We start from the raw sequence: 14116 nt of genomic DNA, 5'->3' as shown, positions 1-14116 counted from the left end.
GGTTCGGGCGGGTCGTTGGGAACAGCCCAGCCCAAACACTCGAGCCCGCTCCCCAAGGTTGCAAAGATTTCGGTCAATCATTCAGCAGCATTGGGCAGAACCACGGGCTCCGGCGCGAACTGCAACGTCTCCTTGCGCATCGGGTTGTTGGGATGCACGGTCCAGTTGGAATAGGATTCGGGTATGGATTTGCCCGTGCGCGGGTCGATGCCCTGGATCGGCTCCATCGTGATACAGGACTCGACAGGGCAGACATTGACGCACAGGTTGCAACCCACGCATTCCTCGTCGATCACCTCGAACCGGCGACGACCATTCACCATGTTGGTGATCGCCTGATGCGATGTGTCCTCGCAGGCGATATGGCAGCGCCCGCAACTGATGCAGAGGTCCTGATTGATTCGGGCCTTGGTGACGTAATTGAGGTTGAGATACTGCCAGTCGGTGACGTTGGGCGCGGCGCGGCCGCGGAAGTCCTCGATCGTGCGGTAGCCTTTTTCGTCCATCCAATCCGAGAGACCCGACGTCATCTCCTTCACGACCTTGAATCCGTAGGTCATGGCCGCCGTGCAGACCTGCACCGTGCCGCAGCCGAGCGCGATGAATTCGGCCGCGTCCCGCCAGGTTGTGATGCCGCCGATCCCCGACATGGGCAGGCCGCGCGTCTCGCCATCGCGGGCGATCTCGGCCACCATGTTGAGCGCGATCGGTTTCACCGCCGGCCCGCAATAGCCGCCATGGCTGCCCTTGCCGTCGATGGTCGGCGTCGGCGCGAAATTGTCGAGGTCGATCGAGACGATGGAGGAGATCGTGTTGATCAGCGACACCGCGTCGGCACCGCCGCGCCGGGCGGCGCGCGCGGGATAGCGGATGTCGGTGATATTGGGCGTCAGCTTGACGATCACCGGCAGGCGCGAATGCGTCTTGCACCATGCCGCCACCATTTCGATATATTCGGGCACCTGACCGACGGCCGAGCCCATGCCGCGCTCCGACATCCCGTGCGGGCAGCCGAAGTTCAACTCCACACCGTCGCAGCCCGTTTCCTCCACCCGTGCCAGAATGGACTGCCAGCTCTTCTCCTCGCATGGCACCATGAGCGAAACGATCATGGCCCGATCCGGCCAGTTGCGCTTGACCCGCGCGATCTCCTCCAGATTGAGATCCAGCGAGCGGTCGGTGATCAGCTCGATATTGTTGAGGCCGAGAAGCCGCCGATCCGGCCCGTGGATCGCGCCATAACGAGGGCCGTTGACATTGACGACCGGATCGCCCTCTCCCAGCGTCTTCCAGACGACGCCGCCCCAGCCCGCCTCGAACGCGCGCTGGACATTGTATTCCTTATCGGTCGGCGGGGCCGAGGCCAGCCAAAACGGATTGGGCGAGGAAATCCCGATGAAGCTCGTCGACAGGTCTGCCATGATCGTGTCTCCAAATCGTCCGGTCTTCGGGATCAGCGCGCGGCGAGCGCCAAGTCGGCTGTAGTATCGTCGCGAACCGACGCGGCAGCCGACAGCATCCTATGAATCGACAACGCAGCCTGTTTGCCGTCCTCCACCGCCACGACCGTCAGATCGCTCCCGTCGGACACGCAGTCACCGCCAGCCCAGACGCCGGGCAGGCTTGTGCGTCGCTCGGCATCGACCCGGATGCGGCCTCGCTCCATCGACAAGCCGGCGCCCTCACCCGTCCCGCTGGGCAGAAACTGCTGTCCGATCGCCTTGAACACCTGATCGGCTTCGATCGTCACGATCTCGCCGGTCAGCTCCAGTTGGCCCTCCACGCTGCGCGTGCGCTCCAACTCGATGCCGCGCACATGACCGTTCTCGGCCAGAATCCGCCGGGGCGTCAGATGACAGCGAATATGGACGCCGCGCGTCTGCGCGATCTCCTGCTCGTAGCGCGACGCGTTCATCTCCTCGCGTCCGCGTCGATAAGCCAGCGTCACCTCTTCCGCGCCCAGCGCCTTGGCCTGCACGGCCGCGTCGATCGCCGTCATGCCGCCGCCGATCACCACCACCCGCCGCCCGACCGGGAGCTCGGACAGATTCGTGGTCTGACGTAGCTCCGCGATCCAAGCCACCGCGTCATGAGAGCCGGAACTCGATTCCCCTTCCGCGCCCAGCGCGTTGACGCCGGCAAGGCCGAGACCCAGAAACACCGCATCGAACTGCGCGCGCAGATCGGCCAGATGCAGGTCGCGCCCGAGCGCCTGATCGTTGACGAGCGTGATGCCGCCGATCTCCAAGATGAACTCCACCTCGGCCTGCGCGAAACCATTCGTCGCCTTGTAGGCCGCGATGCCATATTCATTGAGGCCGCCGGGCTTGGGCCGCGCGTCATAGAGCGTGACGCTGTGGCCGAGCATCGCGAGTCGATGGGCACAGGACAGGCCCGCCGGTCCGGCCCCGACCACGGCGACGCTGTGGCCCGTCGGTGCCGCGCGCTGGAAGGGATGGCGACTGGCCTCGATCAGATGGTCCGTGGCGAAGCGCTGAAGCAGGCCGATCTTGACCGGCTTGCCCTCGGCCGCCTCGCGCACGCAGGCTTCCTCGCAAAGCGTCTCGGTCGGGCAGACGCGGGCGCACATGCCGCCCAGAATATTGGCTTCGAAGATCGTCTTGGCCGCGCCGACCGGGTTGCCCGCCTGAATTTCGCGAATGAAGAGCGGCACGTCGATCGAGGTCGGGCAGGCTCGCATACAGGGCGCGTCATAGCAGAAGTAGCAGCGGTCGGCCTCGACAATCGCCTCATGCGCCTCCAGCGGCGGATGGATGTCGGAAAAGCCTCGGGCGAGATTCTCAGTCGCCAGTCGGCCGGCGGCGATGTCGGGTGGGCTCATGCGGATTTCGGACATGGGAAACCCTTCGGGCAAGGGCTTCGGCGCGTCGCGACCATGGCCTGCGAGGCGCGCCTCAGCGGTTTGCTGGCATCACGGCCGAGCCCCGCGAAAGTTTGGGAACACCGAGTTTCGAACCGTTCCAAATCAGAATGCTTCGAAGATTCGTGCCCGTCAAAAGTTTTTATCGTTTGGTCAAAAGAAAGATGAATTTGCCTTTTGCAGCGGCAAACCAGCGCCAATTCATGGGCAGGGGATAGGAGTTTGTCCTCATTTTTGCGCAATCTCGTCCCATGGGCTTGCTCCCATCGTGAGGCGGGGTAAATCCCCTTCGCTCCGGCGCTGCCGGAGATGCGAGACCATCGGGATTCGACTGATGACCATCGAGGCCAAGGCCGACCGCATTTCCTCTCGCGCATGGCGCAAATATGTGCCCGCCCTTCTGGGCCTCGCCATCACGATCGCCGCCTTCGCGGCTCTCGGCAGCATGGTCCACACGCTGACGCTGGGCGAAGTCCGGCGCGCCATCCAGGCCGTCTCGGGCTTCGATCTGGTTCTCGCCCTCCTGTTCACGGTCGTCTCCTTTGCCGCCGTGTCGCTCTATGACGTGGTGGCGGTGGAGACGATCGCGCCCGGCAAGGTCTCCAAGCCGGTGGCCGCGACGGTGGGCGCGGCGGGCTATGCCATTTCGAACGCGCTCGGCTTTCCGCTGCTGACGGGCGGCGCGCTGCGCTACCACGTCTACAAGTCCGGCGGCATCGAGCTGGCCGATATCGGCCGGATCGTCGGCACGTCCTGGTTCGCCCTCTGGTTCGCGCTCGCCATCATGCTGGGCGTGGCCTTGATCGTGGACCCGTCCGGCGTCCCCGTGTTCCGAGAAGCCGGCCCGGTGGTGGACATGGCGATCGGGGTCGTGCTCGTCGCGCTGGTCGCCGGCTTCGTGGTCTGGCTGGCGGGCGGGGAGCGCACGGCGCGCTTGGGCAAGTTCTCCCTCCCTCTGCCCTCGCACAAGGGCGCGATCGTCCAGCTCATCGCCGGCATCGTGGATGTAGGCGCGGCAGCGGCCGTTCTCTATGTGCTGATGCCGCCGGGCACGGTGGACTCCTTCATTCTCTTCGCGCTCGTGTTTTCCGTCGCGGTCGTGGTCGGCGTCGCATCCAGCGCGCCAGGCGGCCTCGGCGCCTTCGAGGCGACGATCATCGTCAGCCTCGGCCTGTCGCAGCGCGCCGATGTGGTGGCCGCGCTCCTTGTCTATCGCCTCATCTACACTGTTCTGCCGCTTCTCGTCACGGTGGTGGGTCTGCTCGTGGTCGAGGGTGTGCGCCGCCGTCGCAAGCTGCATGGCCCGATGAAGGAGCTGGCTCGCGCACTGGAGCCGATGGTTCCGCCGGCGACGGCCGTTCTGGCCTTCAGCGGTGGTCTGGTCCTGCTTCTCTCCGGGGCGACGCCCGGCAAGGCCTATCGCCTCGATCTTCTCAACGACTACCTGCCCTTGTCCTTCATCGAGATGTCGCATCTGGCAGCGAGCTTCGTCGGCGTCGCGCTTTTGATCGTCTCGCGCGGACTCGCCAAGCGGCTCTGGCGGGCTTGGGTCGTCGCTTTCGCGCTTCTGATCGCCGGTGCTCTCTTCTCGATCTCGAAGGGCTTGGACTGGGAAGAGGCCATCGTCCTCTCGCTGCTTGCCGGGCTTCTGATCGGCTTCCGCCACGCCTTCTATCGGCGTTCGATGCGCGGGCTTTTCGCCATCACCTGGAGCTGGCTGGCAGCTGTTTCGGCCACCGTCATCGCCTCGGTCTGGCTCGGCTTCTTCGCCTATCGCCATGTCGAATACGCCAACACGATGTGGTGGGACTTCGCCTTGTCGGCCAATGCGCCGCGCTTCCTGCGCGCGACGGTCGTCGCCTTCGCGGTGATCGCCTTTGTCGGGCTCGATGTCGCCATCCATCGCCGGACCGACCGGGTCCAGCGACGCAGCCGCATTCCCGACGAGGTGTTTCCCATCGTCGAGGCCTCGCCCGAGACCAATGCGGCGCTGGCGCTTCTGGGTGACAAGCGGTTCCTGTTCTCGCCCGATAAGCGCGGCTTCGTCATGTATGCGCGCTCGGGCGGAAGCCTCGTCGCCTTGGGCGAACCGGTCGGTCCGCCCGATGTCGTGCATGATCTCGCCTGGGCCTTCCGCGACTTTGCGGATTCCCACGCCGAGCGCACGGTCTTTTACGAAGTGCCGCCGCAAAGCCTGCCCATGTATCTCGACATGGGGCTGGTGGCGCTCAAGCTCGGCGAGGTCGCGCGCGTGGATCTCGGCACCTTCACCATCGAAGGCCCCAAGAAACAGGATCTTCGCACCGCCATCCGGCGCGCCGAGCGCGAGGGCCTCGTCTTCTCCGTGATTTCGCGCGATGAGGTCGTGGCCAATATGGACGAGCTCCGAGCGGTGTCGGACGCTTGGCTCGCGATGAAGTCGGGAACCGAGAAAGGCTTCTCCCTCGGCTATTTCGACCGTGCCTATCTTGCGCATTTCGACATGGCGGTTCTGAAGAAGGACGGGGCGATCGTCGCTTTCGCCAATATCTGGCGTGGGGCGAACAAGGAGGAAATCTCGATCGACCTCATGCGATTCCTGCCGAATGTCTCCAAGGTCATCATGGACGCGCTGTTCGGGCGGCTGATGCTTCATGCCAGGGACGAAGGCTACAAGTGGTTCAATCTCGGAGCCGCGCCCTTGTCCGGCCTGGTGGACCGGCGTGGCGCCTCGCGCTGGAACCGCTTCGGCTCTTTCCTGTACCGGCGGGGCGGATCGTTCTATCGATTTGACGGGCTGAAATCCTTCAAGCAGAAATTCGGTCCCGTCTGGACCCCCCACTATCTCGTCTGCCCCGGCGGCTTCGACACAGCGAAGGTGCTGGTGGACGTGACAACCCTGATCTCCGGCCGACCCAAGCAGGACCCATGAAGCGAGCCCCCCTTCTTCTTGCCGCTTTCCTCGCGCCCGTCCTCATCGGCGGCGTGGCGGCATCGATCCTCATTCCCCGTGTGAAGAGCACCAACGCGGCGGCCCTTCCCGCCGCGATCGTCTCCTACGGGAATATGGACAATGTCGATGTCTTCCAGCCCGAAGGCGAGCCTGTGGGCCTTTCCATCCTCCTGTCGGACGAAGGCGGGCTGACGCGCGAGGACCGGGACCTCACCGCGCGGCTGGTGAACAAAGGCGAGATCGTGCTGCCTGTCGACATCACGCGCTGGCGCGCGGGGCTCGAAGCGCAGATCGACAAAGGCGATGACTGCATCTATCTCGGCTCGGACATCGAGGGCATCGCGAAGGAAGCCCTGCGCGCGCTCGATCTCCAGACCTACTTCCACCCTGTCGTGATCGGACGCGGCGTCGGCGGCACGCTCGCCTATGCGGCCGTCGCCGACACACCGCCGGCGACCATGGCAGGCGGCGTCGCGCTGGACGCAGCCCCCTCCGCGCGCTCCAAACTGCCGATCTGCAAGGGCGCGATCCCCACTTCGGTCGGCAAGGGCGGCTACGCCTATGATCGTGACGCCGATCTCATCCAACCCTTCGTGTTCATTTCGCCGGACGGCCACTCCTCGGACCTTTCACCCAGTGCCCCTTACCGGGCGGCGAACATCGTCGCCAAGGACCCGGCCTTGGCCATGGACGCCGTGGCGCAGGCCGCGGTGAACATTTCCCAAGCCGACAATTCCGCCCTCCCCATCATCATCTCCAAGCCGGAGGGCGAGCCCAAAGCCATCGCGCTCTTCGTGTCGGGCGATGGCGGCTGGCGTGACCTCGACAAGACGATCGGCGATTGGCTGACCGAGCACGGCGTCGAAGTGATCGGCGTCGATGCGCTGCGCTATTTCTGGTCGGAGAAGACACCGGAGCAGATGGCGACCGATATCGAGACCATTCTCGGCAAGGCCAATCCTAAGGCCGGCGTGCCGGTCGCGCTTCTGGGCTATTCCTTCGGGGCGGACACCCTTCCCTTCGCCTATCCGAAATTGCCGCAGATCTGGGCCGACCGGATCGACCTTCTCGGCTTGCTCGCCCCGTCGCAGCACACCGGCTTCCAGATTTCGGTCGGCGGCTGGCTCGGCATGGCGACGGGTGACCAGGACGTGGTGAAGGCTCTGGAAGCGGTTCCGATCTCCAAGATCCTCTGCATCTACGGCACCGAGGACGAAGCCGATACGGCCTGCCTCGCGCCGCCCCTAGCGGGTGCCGCCAAGGTGGCGATCGAGGGTGGCCATCATTTCGACGGGGATTACGAGATGATGGCGGAGCGCCTGCTCCAGGCGATCCAGCATGGGCCGCAGGCGGCAATCCCGACGCCGCAGCCGGAGCCCGAAACGGACGCGGCGCCCAAGCCCTGATCTCTCAAGACCCCGCCCGCAGCGGGGTCTTTTCACATGGCGGGCCTGTTCGTCAGGTCGGAGAGCGCGTTCCACGCAGCGACAGCACGCTGACCAGCAGCCAAGAAAGGATCAAGATCGAACCTCCCGTCGGGGCCGCGTTGAAAAACAGGCGGTCTCCGGTCGCAACACGCATGGCGAGATCGCCCGAAAACAAGACGACGCCGATGATCATACCGAAGATCGGCCAAGCGGCCCCGCGCAGCCTCTCGCCACCGAGGCCGAGCGCGAGCAGCGCCGGCGCATGAACGAACGCGATAGCCGCCGCGATGACGGCAAGACTGGCATCCCCGCCGCCATGCGCGGCATAGGCCGCGCCCCCTGTTCCCGCTGCGCCGAACAGGCCGGCGAAGACAACAGCGATACGAAGGGTCAGACGGGTCATGCTGCGACTTTCAGGAGAGGACATGCGCCGTCAGCCATAGCACGCGCCCGGCCCTCGAAATCTTGGAGCCACTGCGCAAAAATATCGGGCACCCTATGACCGATGGTTTCCGCGTTCGGGCTCGTCGGTCCAGGTCGCGCCTTCCTGATCGCGCGCATGGGCGGTGGGCGGGCTGGCCAAATCCTCTTCCATCTCGTCCAGCACCGACCCGGACCACATGCGATAGCCCGCCGAATAGGCGGCCTTCCCCAGAAGATGCGCCGAGATCGGCGCCGTCAGAAAGAAGAAGACGATAGCCGCGATGGCGCGCAGAACCTCGGCCGTCTGCACGGACACGATGGCGAGCGCCACCAAAGCCAGCACGGAGCCGACCGTTCCCGCCTTCGAGGCGGCATGGATACGGGTGTAGAAGTCGGGCAGGCGCAGAATGCCGATGGACGCGACCAACGCGAACATCGCACCCATGACCACGAAAATCCCGGCCAGAATGTTTCCGATGGACGCCATCATGACACGCTGTCCCCCTCGCCCAGGATTTTGCTGTCGGCTTCGGGCTCCGTGACCGAGGCGACGGGCGAGCGTTCGGTGTCGCCGCGCGCCATGATGAAGCGTGCAAAGGATATGGTCGCGAGGAATCCGACGAGACCGAGCGCGATGGCGATATCGACATAGAGCGTAAAGCCCGTGTCGATGCCGATGACCGCGATGAAGCCGATGGACGAGCTGGTGAGAACGTCGAGCCCCAGCACCCGGTCCGGTAGGGTCGGCCCCTTCCAGATGCGAATCACCGTGCAGAGAAACGAGATGCACAGGAAAACCAGCGAGAGGGTGAGCGCAATGTCCAGAAACCGCTCGGAGAATTGGGCGAAACTCATCGGAACGCCTCCAGAATCCGGCGCTCGAATCCTTCCTCGATCTCGCGCCGGCGCGCATCGGGATCGGAGCAATCCAGCGCATGGACGAAGAGCGTCGTTTCATCCTCCGACAGATCGAAGATCAGCGTGCCGGGTGTCAGGCCCACGAGATTGGCGAGCAGTGCGATCTCGAAATCCGTCTCCACTTTGTGCCGATAGAGGAACACGCCGGGCCGCACGTCGAGCTTGGGCGACAGGACGACATTGGCCACGCGCCACGCCGACACCGCGAGATCGTAGATCAGGAACAGAACCAGCGCGAGGACCTTGCGGCCCCGCCGGAAATAACCCTGTGCCCCGATCTGCTCGCGGATCAGGAAGAGCGACCCCGCCCCCAGCAGGAAGCCGAACAGGAGATTGCCCAAGCTGAAACCGCCGGTGATCACCAGCCAGACCAGTGCCAGGAGAAGATTGGCGACGAAGGGGTTCATCATGGCGTCCCCCCCAGAACGGCGGCGAGATAGGCGCTCGGCCTCAGGATTTCATGCGCGGCCTGAAAGGTCAGCTCGGCCAGCGGCTCCGGCCAGACGCCCACGAAGACCACAAACAGGCAGAGCGCCACGAGAGGGATCAGCGCCATGGGGCGGCCCGGCTGCGGCGCGCGGAACATATCTTCGGCCGGATGGCTCTCGCCCACATCCGCACCCGCCGGCAAGGGACGCCAGAAGGCCAGGAGGAACACACGGATACAAGCGATGGTCAGAAGAAGGCCCGAAACGAGAACGGCCGCCGCCAGCCAAGGCAGCTCCGCCGCGATCGACGCGCGCACTAGGAGCATTTTCGGCCAGAAGCCCGAGAAGGGCGGAAGACCGGAGACACCGAGAAGCAGCATCAGGAACAGCGCCGAAAACAGCGGATGGCGCTTCCACAACCCGCCCATTTCGTAAAGCGAAGACGAGCCATTGCGGAAGGCGGCGACGCCCGCCGCGAGATAAAGCGCCGTCATCACCACGACCGAATGGAGCGCATAGAAGATCGCGCCCGACAGACCCGTCGCGAGCGGCCCATCAATGGAAATGCCATTGTTGAAGCCCGCTCCCTCGGCGGCTTCGCGCAGCACCCCGGCCGCGCCGGTGGTGATCGCAGTGGTGCGCGCTTCCAGAACGGGCGGAATGGCGAGGCCGGCGAGGATCGTCCCGATGCCGACGATCACGGCATAGTTCAGCATCCGCCTGAGATCGGTCTGCGACAGCGCGCCGAGCGCGCCGACCAGCATGGTGAGCGCCGCCATCCAGGCCATGACGAGGCCGAGCCCGCCGCGCTCGGGCGGAAAGAGCATGAGCACGACGCGGATCAGCGCATAAATGCCGACCTTGGTCAGAAGCCCGGCGAAGAGCGCCGACACGACGAAGCGCGGCGTATGATAGGAGGCGGGCAGCCAGAAGTTCAGCGGAAAGGCCGCAGCCTTCATGGAGAAGGCGACGAGGAAGAGCGAGGCGATGGTGAGGAGAACGCCATTGCCTTCCAGCGCGGCGGATTTCACCGCGATGTCGGCCATGTTGAGCGTGCCGAAGACGCCGTAGAGATAGCCGATGGTGAGCAGGAAGAGCGTCGCGCCGATCAGGTTGAGGAAGCAATATTTGGTCGCGCCGTCGAGCTGCTCACGCTCGGAGCCCAAGATGAGCAGGCCGAAGGAGCCGATCAGCATCACCTCGAACCAGACATAGAGATTGAAGATGTCCCCGGTCAGAAACGCACCGGAGACGCCGGCCATCACCATGAAGAGGAAGGGATAGAAGCCGTAGCGCCGCCCTTCGGAGTCGATCGAGGCTCCGGCATAGATGCCGCAGGCGAGCCCGGCGAACCCCGACACCGACAGGAATAGGGCGCTGAGAAGATCGGCCGTGAAGGAGATGCCGAACGGCGGCTTCCATCCGCCCATGGCCATGGACATGGGTCCGCCCTCCGCGATGCGCAGGAGCAGCGCGAGGTCGCAGACGAGAAGCAACACGAGGCCGACAATGGCGACCAGCGGATGGCGGTCCATCCGCCGACGCATCATCAAAAGCCCCGCTCCGAAAACGAAGCAGATGAGGACAGGCAGGATAAGAAGATACTGGTCGGGCCGGAAAGCGTCCACGACCATCGCCTCGGCGATATAGTTCGGTGTCTCGTTCATCGGCGCGCCTCAATAGCCAAGGGGCGGTAGCCCCTCGTTTTCGGGTTCGGCAACGCGCATTTCGTTGGTGTCGTCGGTCTCGAGGTCCTGATAGGCGCGATAGGTCAAAACGAGCAAAAACACGAAGAAGGAAAAGGAAATGACGATCGCCGTCAGGATCAGCGCCTGCGGCAGCGGGTTGGCGATGGCCTGGGGCGGCACGTCCAGATGGTTCGGGATCAGCGGTGGCGCGATCGGCCCGATACGCCCGACCACGAAAACGGACAGGTTGACCGAGGTTCCGAGCAGCACCACGCCGAGCAACATACGGATGATGTAGGTCGACAGCAGCATGTAGATCGAGATCGAGAAGAGGACGCCGACAAGGGCGGACAGAGCGACTTCCAAACGTGCCTCCTCAGCCCGAATAGCGTTCTTCGAGAGACAGCGCGATCGAGCTGATCGCGCCGACGATCACCAGAAACACCCCGACATCGAAGAGAAGCGTGGTGGATAGAGCGACCTCGCTTCCCGCGATATCGACGAAGGCCCAAAGCCCGGTCATGAACTGCCCACGCCCAAAGGCCGGCAGGAAGCCCGCCAGCACGGCCGTGATCAGCCCGAAAGCGGCATAGGCGATGGGATGAAAATGCAGCGCGCGGCGCACTGCGTCCACGCCGCATGCCATGCCGTAGACCGCAATGGCGGACGAGGCGATGAGCCCGCCGATGAAGCCTCCGCCCGGTTCGTTGTGCCCGCGCAGGAGCACGAAAAGCGAGAAGAGCAGCATGAGCGCTGTCAGATATGGCGCGGTGACGCGGAAGATCAGGGTTCTCATGGCTGCAACTCCCCTGCCTTGCGGCGGCGGCGGCGCGAATAGCGCGGGTCACTCTTCACCACGCGAATGCGCACCAGCGCCAGGATGGCGGCGCCTGTGGTCAGCACCACGGCGATTTCGCCCATCGTGTCGACACCACGGAAATCCACGAGAATGACGTTCACGATGTTTCGGCCATGGGCGATCACGTAGCTGTAGCGCGTGAAGAACTCGCTGACCGACGCGTCGAAGGGGCGCTGCGTGATGTGCAGCAGGAAGAGCGCGAAGCCGACGCCGCCCGCGATCGACAGGATCAGTTCGGGAACGACATCACGCCACGGCCGACGATCCGCCGGCATGAGACGTAGCCGCGTCATCACCAGCGCGAGGATGGCGACCGACAGAATTTCCACCATAAACTGCGTGAAGGACAGATCGGGCGCGCCGAGCAGCATGAACAAAAGCGCGACGGCCAAGCCCTGAATGCCGAGCGAGACGATGGCGGTGAGGCGGTTGTTGGCGAGCACGACGACCACGGCGCCGAGCACCACCAGCGCGATCACGCCCCATTCGTAGAAGTAAAGATCCGGCATTGCCGGCCAAGCGGGCAGCGACGAGGTGGCAAGCATCGTCGCCCACAGGGTCGCGACGATCACCGCGAAGGTGACCTTCATATAGACATCGAGCCGACCGGGCTGGAGCTTGGTGGTGACATGGAACGCGCCGATGACGAGGGCGCGCATGAGCTGGTCGAAGCCCTTGTCCGGCCCCCAGCCGATGCGGCTGAGAAGATCGGCGACGAGCGAGCGCATCCGCGTGGCGCGCCAGAACAGGGCGATGCCGACGACCACCGTGATGATCGACAGGATCAGTGCCGGCCCCCAATGGAAGCCGAGCGCGATGTCGACCGCGACCGCGCCGTCGAGGGCGGGCGGCGACATCGGGTTGGAAATGAACTGGTGTGTGGTCTGCGAGAAGATTGCGGCCAGCAGGCCGACAATGCCGAGGACGACCGGCCCGAACCAGATGAGGGGCGTGGATTCATGCGCCTTGCGAAGCCCGCTCGGCATGGTTCCGGCGAAGGGCTTGATCGCGACGATGAGCGCCACGGCAAACATCAGCGCGTTGCCGGCAACGGCCGCGGCGGTCGTCAACACGCCCGTGAGATCGGCCGTCGCGGTGGCTGCATAGACTTCTTCCTTGGCGAGGAAGCCGAAAAGCGGCGGCAGGCCGCCCATGGCGGCAGCACCCAGAATGGCGGCGGCAAAGGTCATCGGCATCTTGCGCGCGAGCCCGCCCAGAGCGCGGATGTCGCGCGTGCCGGCGCTATGGTCGATCGACCCCGCGACCATGAAGAGGCAGGCTTTGGCCAGCGAGTGCGCGAAGAGATAAAGGACGGCCGCTTCGATCGCGAGTTCCGAGCCGATGCCGATGAGCATGACGAGAAGGCCGAGCGAGGCCACCGTCGTATAGGCGAGCATGAGCTTGATGTCGCTCTGCCGGATGGCCAGCAGCGCGGCGATGACCAGCGTCACCCCGCCGAAGATCGGCAGGATCGTTTCCCAAGCGGGCGTGCCGCCCATGACCGGAAACAAGCGCATCAGGAGATAGATGCCGGCCTTCACCATGGTCGCGGAATGGAGATAGGACGAGACCGGCGTCGGCGCCTCCATGGCGTTGGGCAGCCAGACGTGGAAGGGCATCTGCGCCGACTTGGTGAAGGCGCCCAGCAGAATCAGCACGAGCGCGGGCCCGTAAATGGACAGCGCCTTCACGGCGTCCGGCTGCTCCAGAAGCGCGGTCAGGCTGGTCAGCCCGGTCGATTCACGGATCAGCAGCAGGCCGGCCAGGAGCGCCAACCCGCCGCCGCCGGTGATCACCAGCGCCTGCATGGCACCGCGCCGCGCCGCTTCCTTTTCGAAGTTGAACCCAATCAGCAGGAAGGAGGTGATCGAGGTCAGCTCCCAGAAGACAAAGAGCGTGATGAGATCATCCGACAGGACGAGGCCCAGCATCGCGCCCATGAACATCAGAATATAGGCGAAGAACCGGCCGCGCTTGGAGCCCTTGGGCATGTAGCCGCCGGAATAGAGCACCACGAGCGCCCCGATCGCCAGGATCAGGAAGGCGAAGCCGAAGGACAGGCCGTCCAGCCGAAAGGCGAAGCGCACGCCGAAGCTCGGAATCCAGTCGAAACCGAACAGGATCGGCACGCGCTCCTGAACCTGCGCGCTCTGCTGGAACAGGATGGCGAGCGCGGCGACGGGAAAGCAGGCGAGGATGAGCGAGCCCAACCGTCCGAGGGCGATCAGGGAAAGAGGAGCTATGGCTGCGCCGAGGAACGGCAAGGCGAGGACGAGATATAGAAGTCCACTCGACAGGCTGGTCATACCGGCTCAGCGTTTCCTCGATTCAGCACCCGCGATCGCGTTACGAAACAGACGCAAGCCCGCGTCGAGCCAACGAAGAACAGGCGTCCGATCCGCCATCCCAAGACATTACGCCCAGAGAACGGATTCCGACGCTCGCACTGTCCTTCGTTCGCCTGACCCTGTGCACCAACCGCCCCACCAAGGAAAACGCAGCGAGCGGCACCGGACTTGACGACGATTCACAACAGCCTCCAGGCTGTTTCCAACGACCG

12 protein-coding genes are annotated in these 14116 nt (G+C 64.5%); 2 read left to right on the top strand and 10 right to left on the bottom strand.

Annotated features, from left to right (window positions below; all coding sequences use genetic code 11):
• Positions 1-77: 77 nt before the first annotated feature.
• Together preA and AUL28_RS06660 are read right to left on the bottom strand one after the other, a co-directional pair.
• The gene (preA, locus tag AUL28_RS06665; RefSeq protein WP_062231135.1) at positions 78-1421 is read right to left on the bottom strand and encodes an NAD-dependent dihydropyrimidine dehydrogenase subunit PreA; all 1344 of its coding nucleotides are present in this window, start codon (positions 1419-1421) and stop codon (positions 78-80) included.
• 32 nt (positions 1422-1453) lie between these two features.
• A complete protein-coding gene (locus AUL28_RS06660) occupies positions 1454-2857 on the bottom strand; it encodes an NAD(P)-dependent oxidoreductase (protein WP_082640302.1) in 1404 nt (467 codons plus the stop codon).
• Positions 2858-3215: 358 nt separating this feature from the next.
• On the opposite strand from AUL28_RS06660, the gene mprF reads away from it, so the two are divergent.
• Together mprF and AUL28_RS06650 are read left to right on the top strand one after the other, a co-directional pair.
• Positions 3216-5792 carry a bifunctional lysylphosphatidylglycerol flippase/synthetase MprF gene (gene mprF, locus AUL28_RS06655; protein ID WP_062231133.1) on the top strand — a complete coding sequence of 859 codons (2577 nt, stop codon included), beginning with the start codon at positions 3216-3218 and terminating at the stop codon, positions 5790-5792.
• Positions 5789-7219, top strand: a complete 1431-nt coding sequence (locus AUL28_RS06650; protein ID WP_062231131.1) for a virulence factor family protein — start codon at positions 5789-5791, stop codon at positions 7217-7219. Before mprF ends, AUL28_RS06650 begins: the two co-directional genes overlap by 4 nt.
• 52 nt (positions 7220-7271) lie before the next feature.
• Here the strand turns inward: AUL28_RS06650 and AUL28_RS06645 are convergent, their stop codons facing one another.
• The 8 genes from AUL28_RS06645 to AUL28_RS06610 form a co-directional block, all read right to left on the bottom strand.
• Positions 7272-7643 (bottom strand): DUF423 domain-containing protein, encoded by a 372-nt coding sequence (locus AUL28_RS06645; protein ID WP_062231129.1) that lies wholly within the window; start codon positions 7641-7643, stop codon positions 7272-7274.
• A gap of 93 nt (positions 7644-7736) precedes the next feature.
• Positions 7737-8153: a monovalent cation/H(+) antiporter subunit G gene (gene mnhG / locus AUL28_RS06640; RefSeq protein ID WP_058633398.1), complete on the bottom strand. Its 417-nt coding sequence runs from the start codon at positions 8151-8153 to the stop codon at positions 7737-7739.
• Entirely contained in the window at positions 8150-8518 is a 369-nt protein-coding gene (locus tag AUL28_RS06635) for a cation:proton antiporter (protein WP_062231127.1), read from the bottom strand. The genes mnhG and AUL28_RS06635 overlap by 4 nt, the downstream gene beginning before the upstream one ends.
• The gene (locus AUL28_RS06630; protein WP_374700745.1) at positions 8515-8991 is read right to left on the bottom strand and encodes a Na+/H+ antiporter subunit E; all 477 of its coding nucleotides are present in this window, start codon (positions 8989-8991) and stop codon (positions 8515-8517) included. Before AUL28_RS06630 ends, AUL28_RS06635 begins: the two co-directional genes overlap by 4 nt.
• Positions 8988-10676 carry a proton-conducting transporter transmembrane domain-containing protein gene (locus tag AUL28_RS06625; protein ID WP_062231125.1) on the bottom strand — a complete coding sequence of 563 codons (1689 nt, stop codon included), beginning with the start codon at positions 10674-10676 and terminating at the stop codon, positions 8988-8990. The genes AUL28_RS06630 and AUL28_RS06625 overlap by 4 nt, the downstream gene beginning before the upstream one ends.
• A gap of 9 nt (positions 10677-10685) precedes the next feature.
• Positions 10686-11063 (bottom strand): Na+/H+ antiporter subunit C, encoded by a 378-nt coding sequence (locus tag AUL28_RS06620; protein ID WP_058600262.1) that lies wholly within the window; start codon positions 11061-11063, stop codon positions 10686-10688.
• A 10-nt stretch (positions 11064-11073) separates the two neighbouring features.
• Entirely contained in the window at positions 11074-11493 is a 420-nt protein-coding gene (locus AUL28_RS06615; protein ID WP_058600261.1) for an MnhB domain-containing protein, read from the bottom strand.
• A complete protein-coding gene (locus AUL28_RS06610) occupies positions 11490-13862 on the bottom strand; it encodes a putative monovalent cation/H+ antiporter subunit A (RefSeq protein ID WP_062231124.1) in 2373 nt (790 codons plus the stop codon). Before AUL28_RS06610 ends, AUL28_RS06615 begins: the two co-directional genes overlap by 4 nt.
• Positions 13863-14116 lie beyond the last annotated feature (254 nt).

The organism is Aureimonas sp. N4, assembly GCF_001463925.1.
GTDB classification, from domain to species: domain Bacteria; phylum Pseudomonadota; class Alphaproteobacteria; order Rhizobiales; family Rhizobiaceae; genus Aureimonas; species Aureimonas ureilytica_A.
The sequence above is the reverse complement of the archived record's forward strand: the minus strand, read 5'-3'. Positions and strand labels throughout refer to the sequence as shown.

Excerpts from the sequence above, each read along its gene's own strand:
- AUL28_RS06625 (WP_062231125.1), bottom strand. The coding sequence starts at position 10,676 with ATGAACGAGACACCGAACTATATCGCCGAGGCGATGGTCGTGGACGCT.
- preA (WP_062231135.1), bottom strand. The coding sequence starts at position 1,421 with ATGGCAGACCTGTCGACGAGCTTCATCGGGATTTCCTCGCCCAATCCG.
- AUL28_RS06645 (WP_062231129.1), bottom strand. The coding sequence starts at position 7,643 with ATGACCCGTCTGACCCTTCGTATCGCTGTTGTCTTCGCCGGCCTGTTC.
- AUL28_RS06635 (WP_062231127.1), bottom strand. The coding sequence starts at position 8,518 with ATGAGTTTCGCCCAATTCTCCGAGCGGTTTCTGGACATTGCGCTCACC.
- AUL28_RS06615 (WP_058600261.1), bottom strand. The coding sequence starts at position 11,493 with ATGAGAACCCTGATCTTCCGCGTCACCGCGCCATATCTGACAGCGCTC.
- mprF (WP_062231133.1), top strand. The coding sequence starts at position 3,216 with ATGACCATCGAGGCCAAGGCCGACCGCATTTCCTCTCGCGCATGGCGC.
- AUL28_RS06610 (WP_062231124.1), bottom strand. The coding sequence starts at position 13,862 with ATGACCAGCCTGTCGAGTGGACTTCTATATCTCGTCCTCGCCTTGCCG.
- mnhG (WP_058633398.1), bottom strand. The coding sequence starts at position 8,153 with ATGATGGCGTCCATCGGAAACATTCTGGCCGGGATTTTCGTGGTCATG.
- AUL28_RS06630 (WP_374700745.1), bottom strand. The coding sequence starts at position 8,991 with ATGATGAACCCCTTCGTCGCCAATCTTCTCCTGGCACTGGTCTGGCTG.
- AUL28_RS06650 (WP_062231131.1), top strand. The coding sequence starts at position 5,789 with ATGAAGCGAGCCCCCCTTCTTCTTGCCGCTTTCCTCGCGCCCGTCCTC.
- AUL28_RS06660 (WP_082640302.1), bottom strand. The coding sequence starts at position 2,857 with ATGTCCGAAATCCGCATGAGCCCACCCGACATCGCCGCCGGCCGACTG.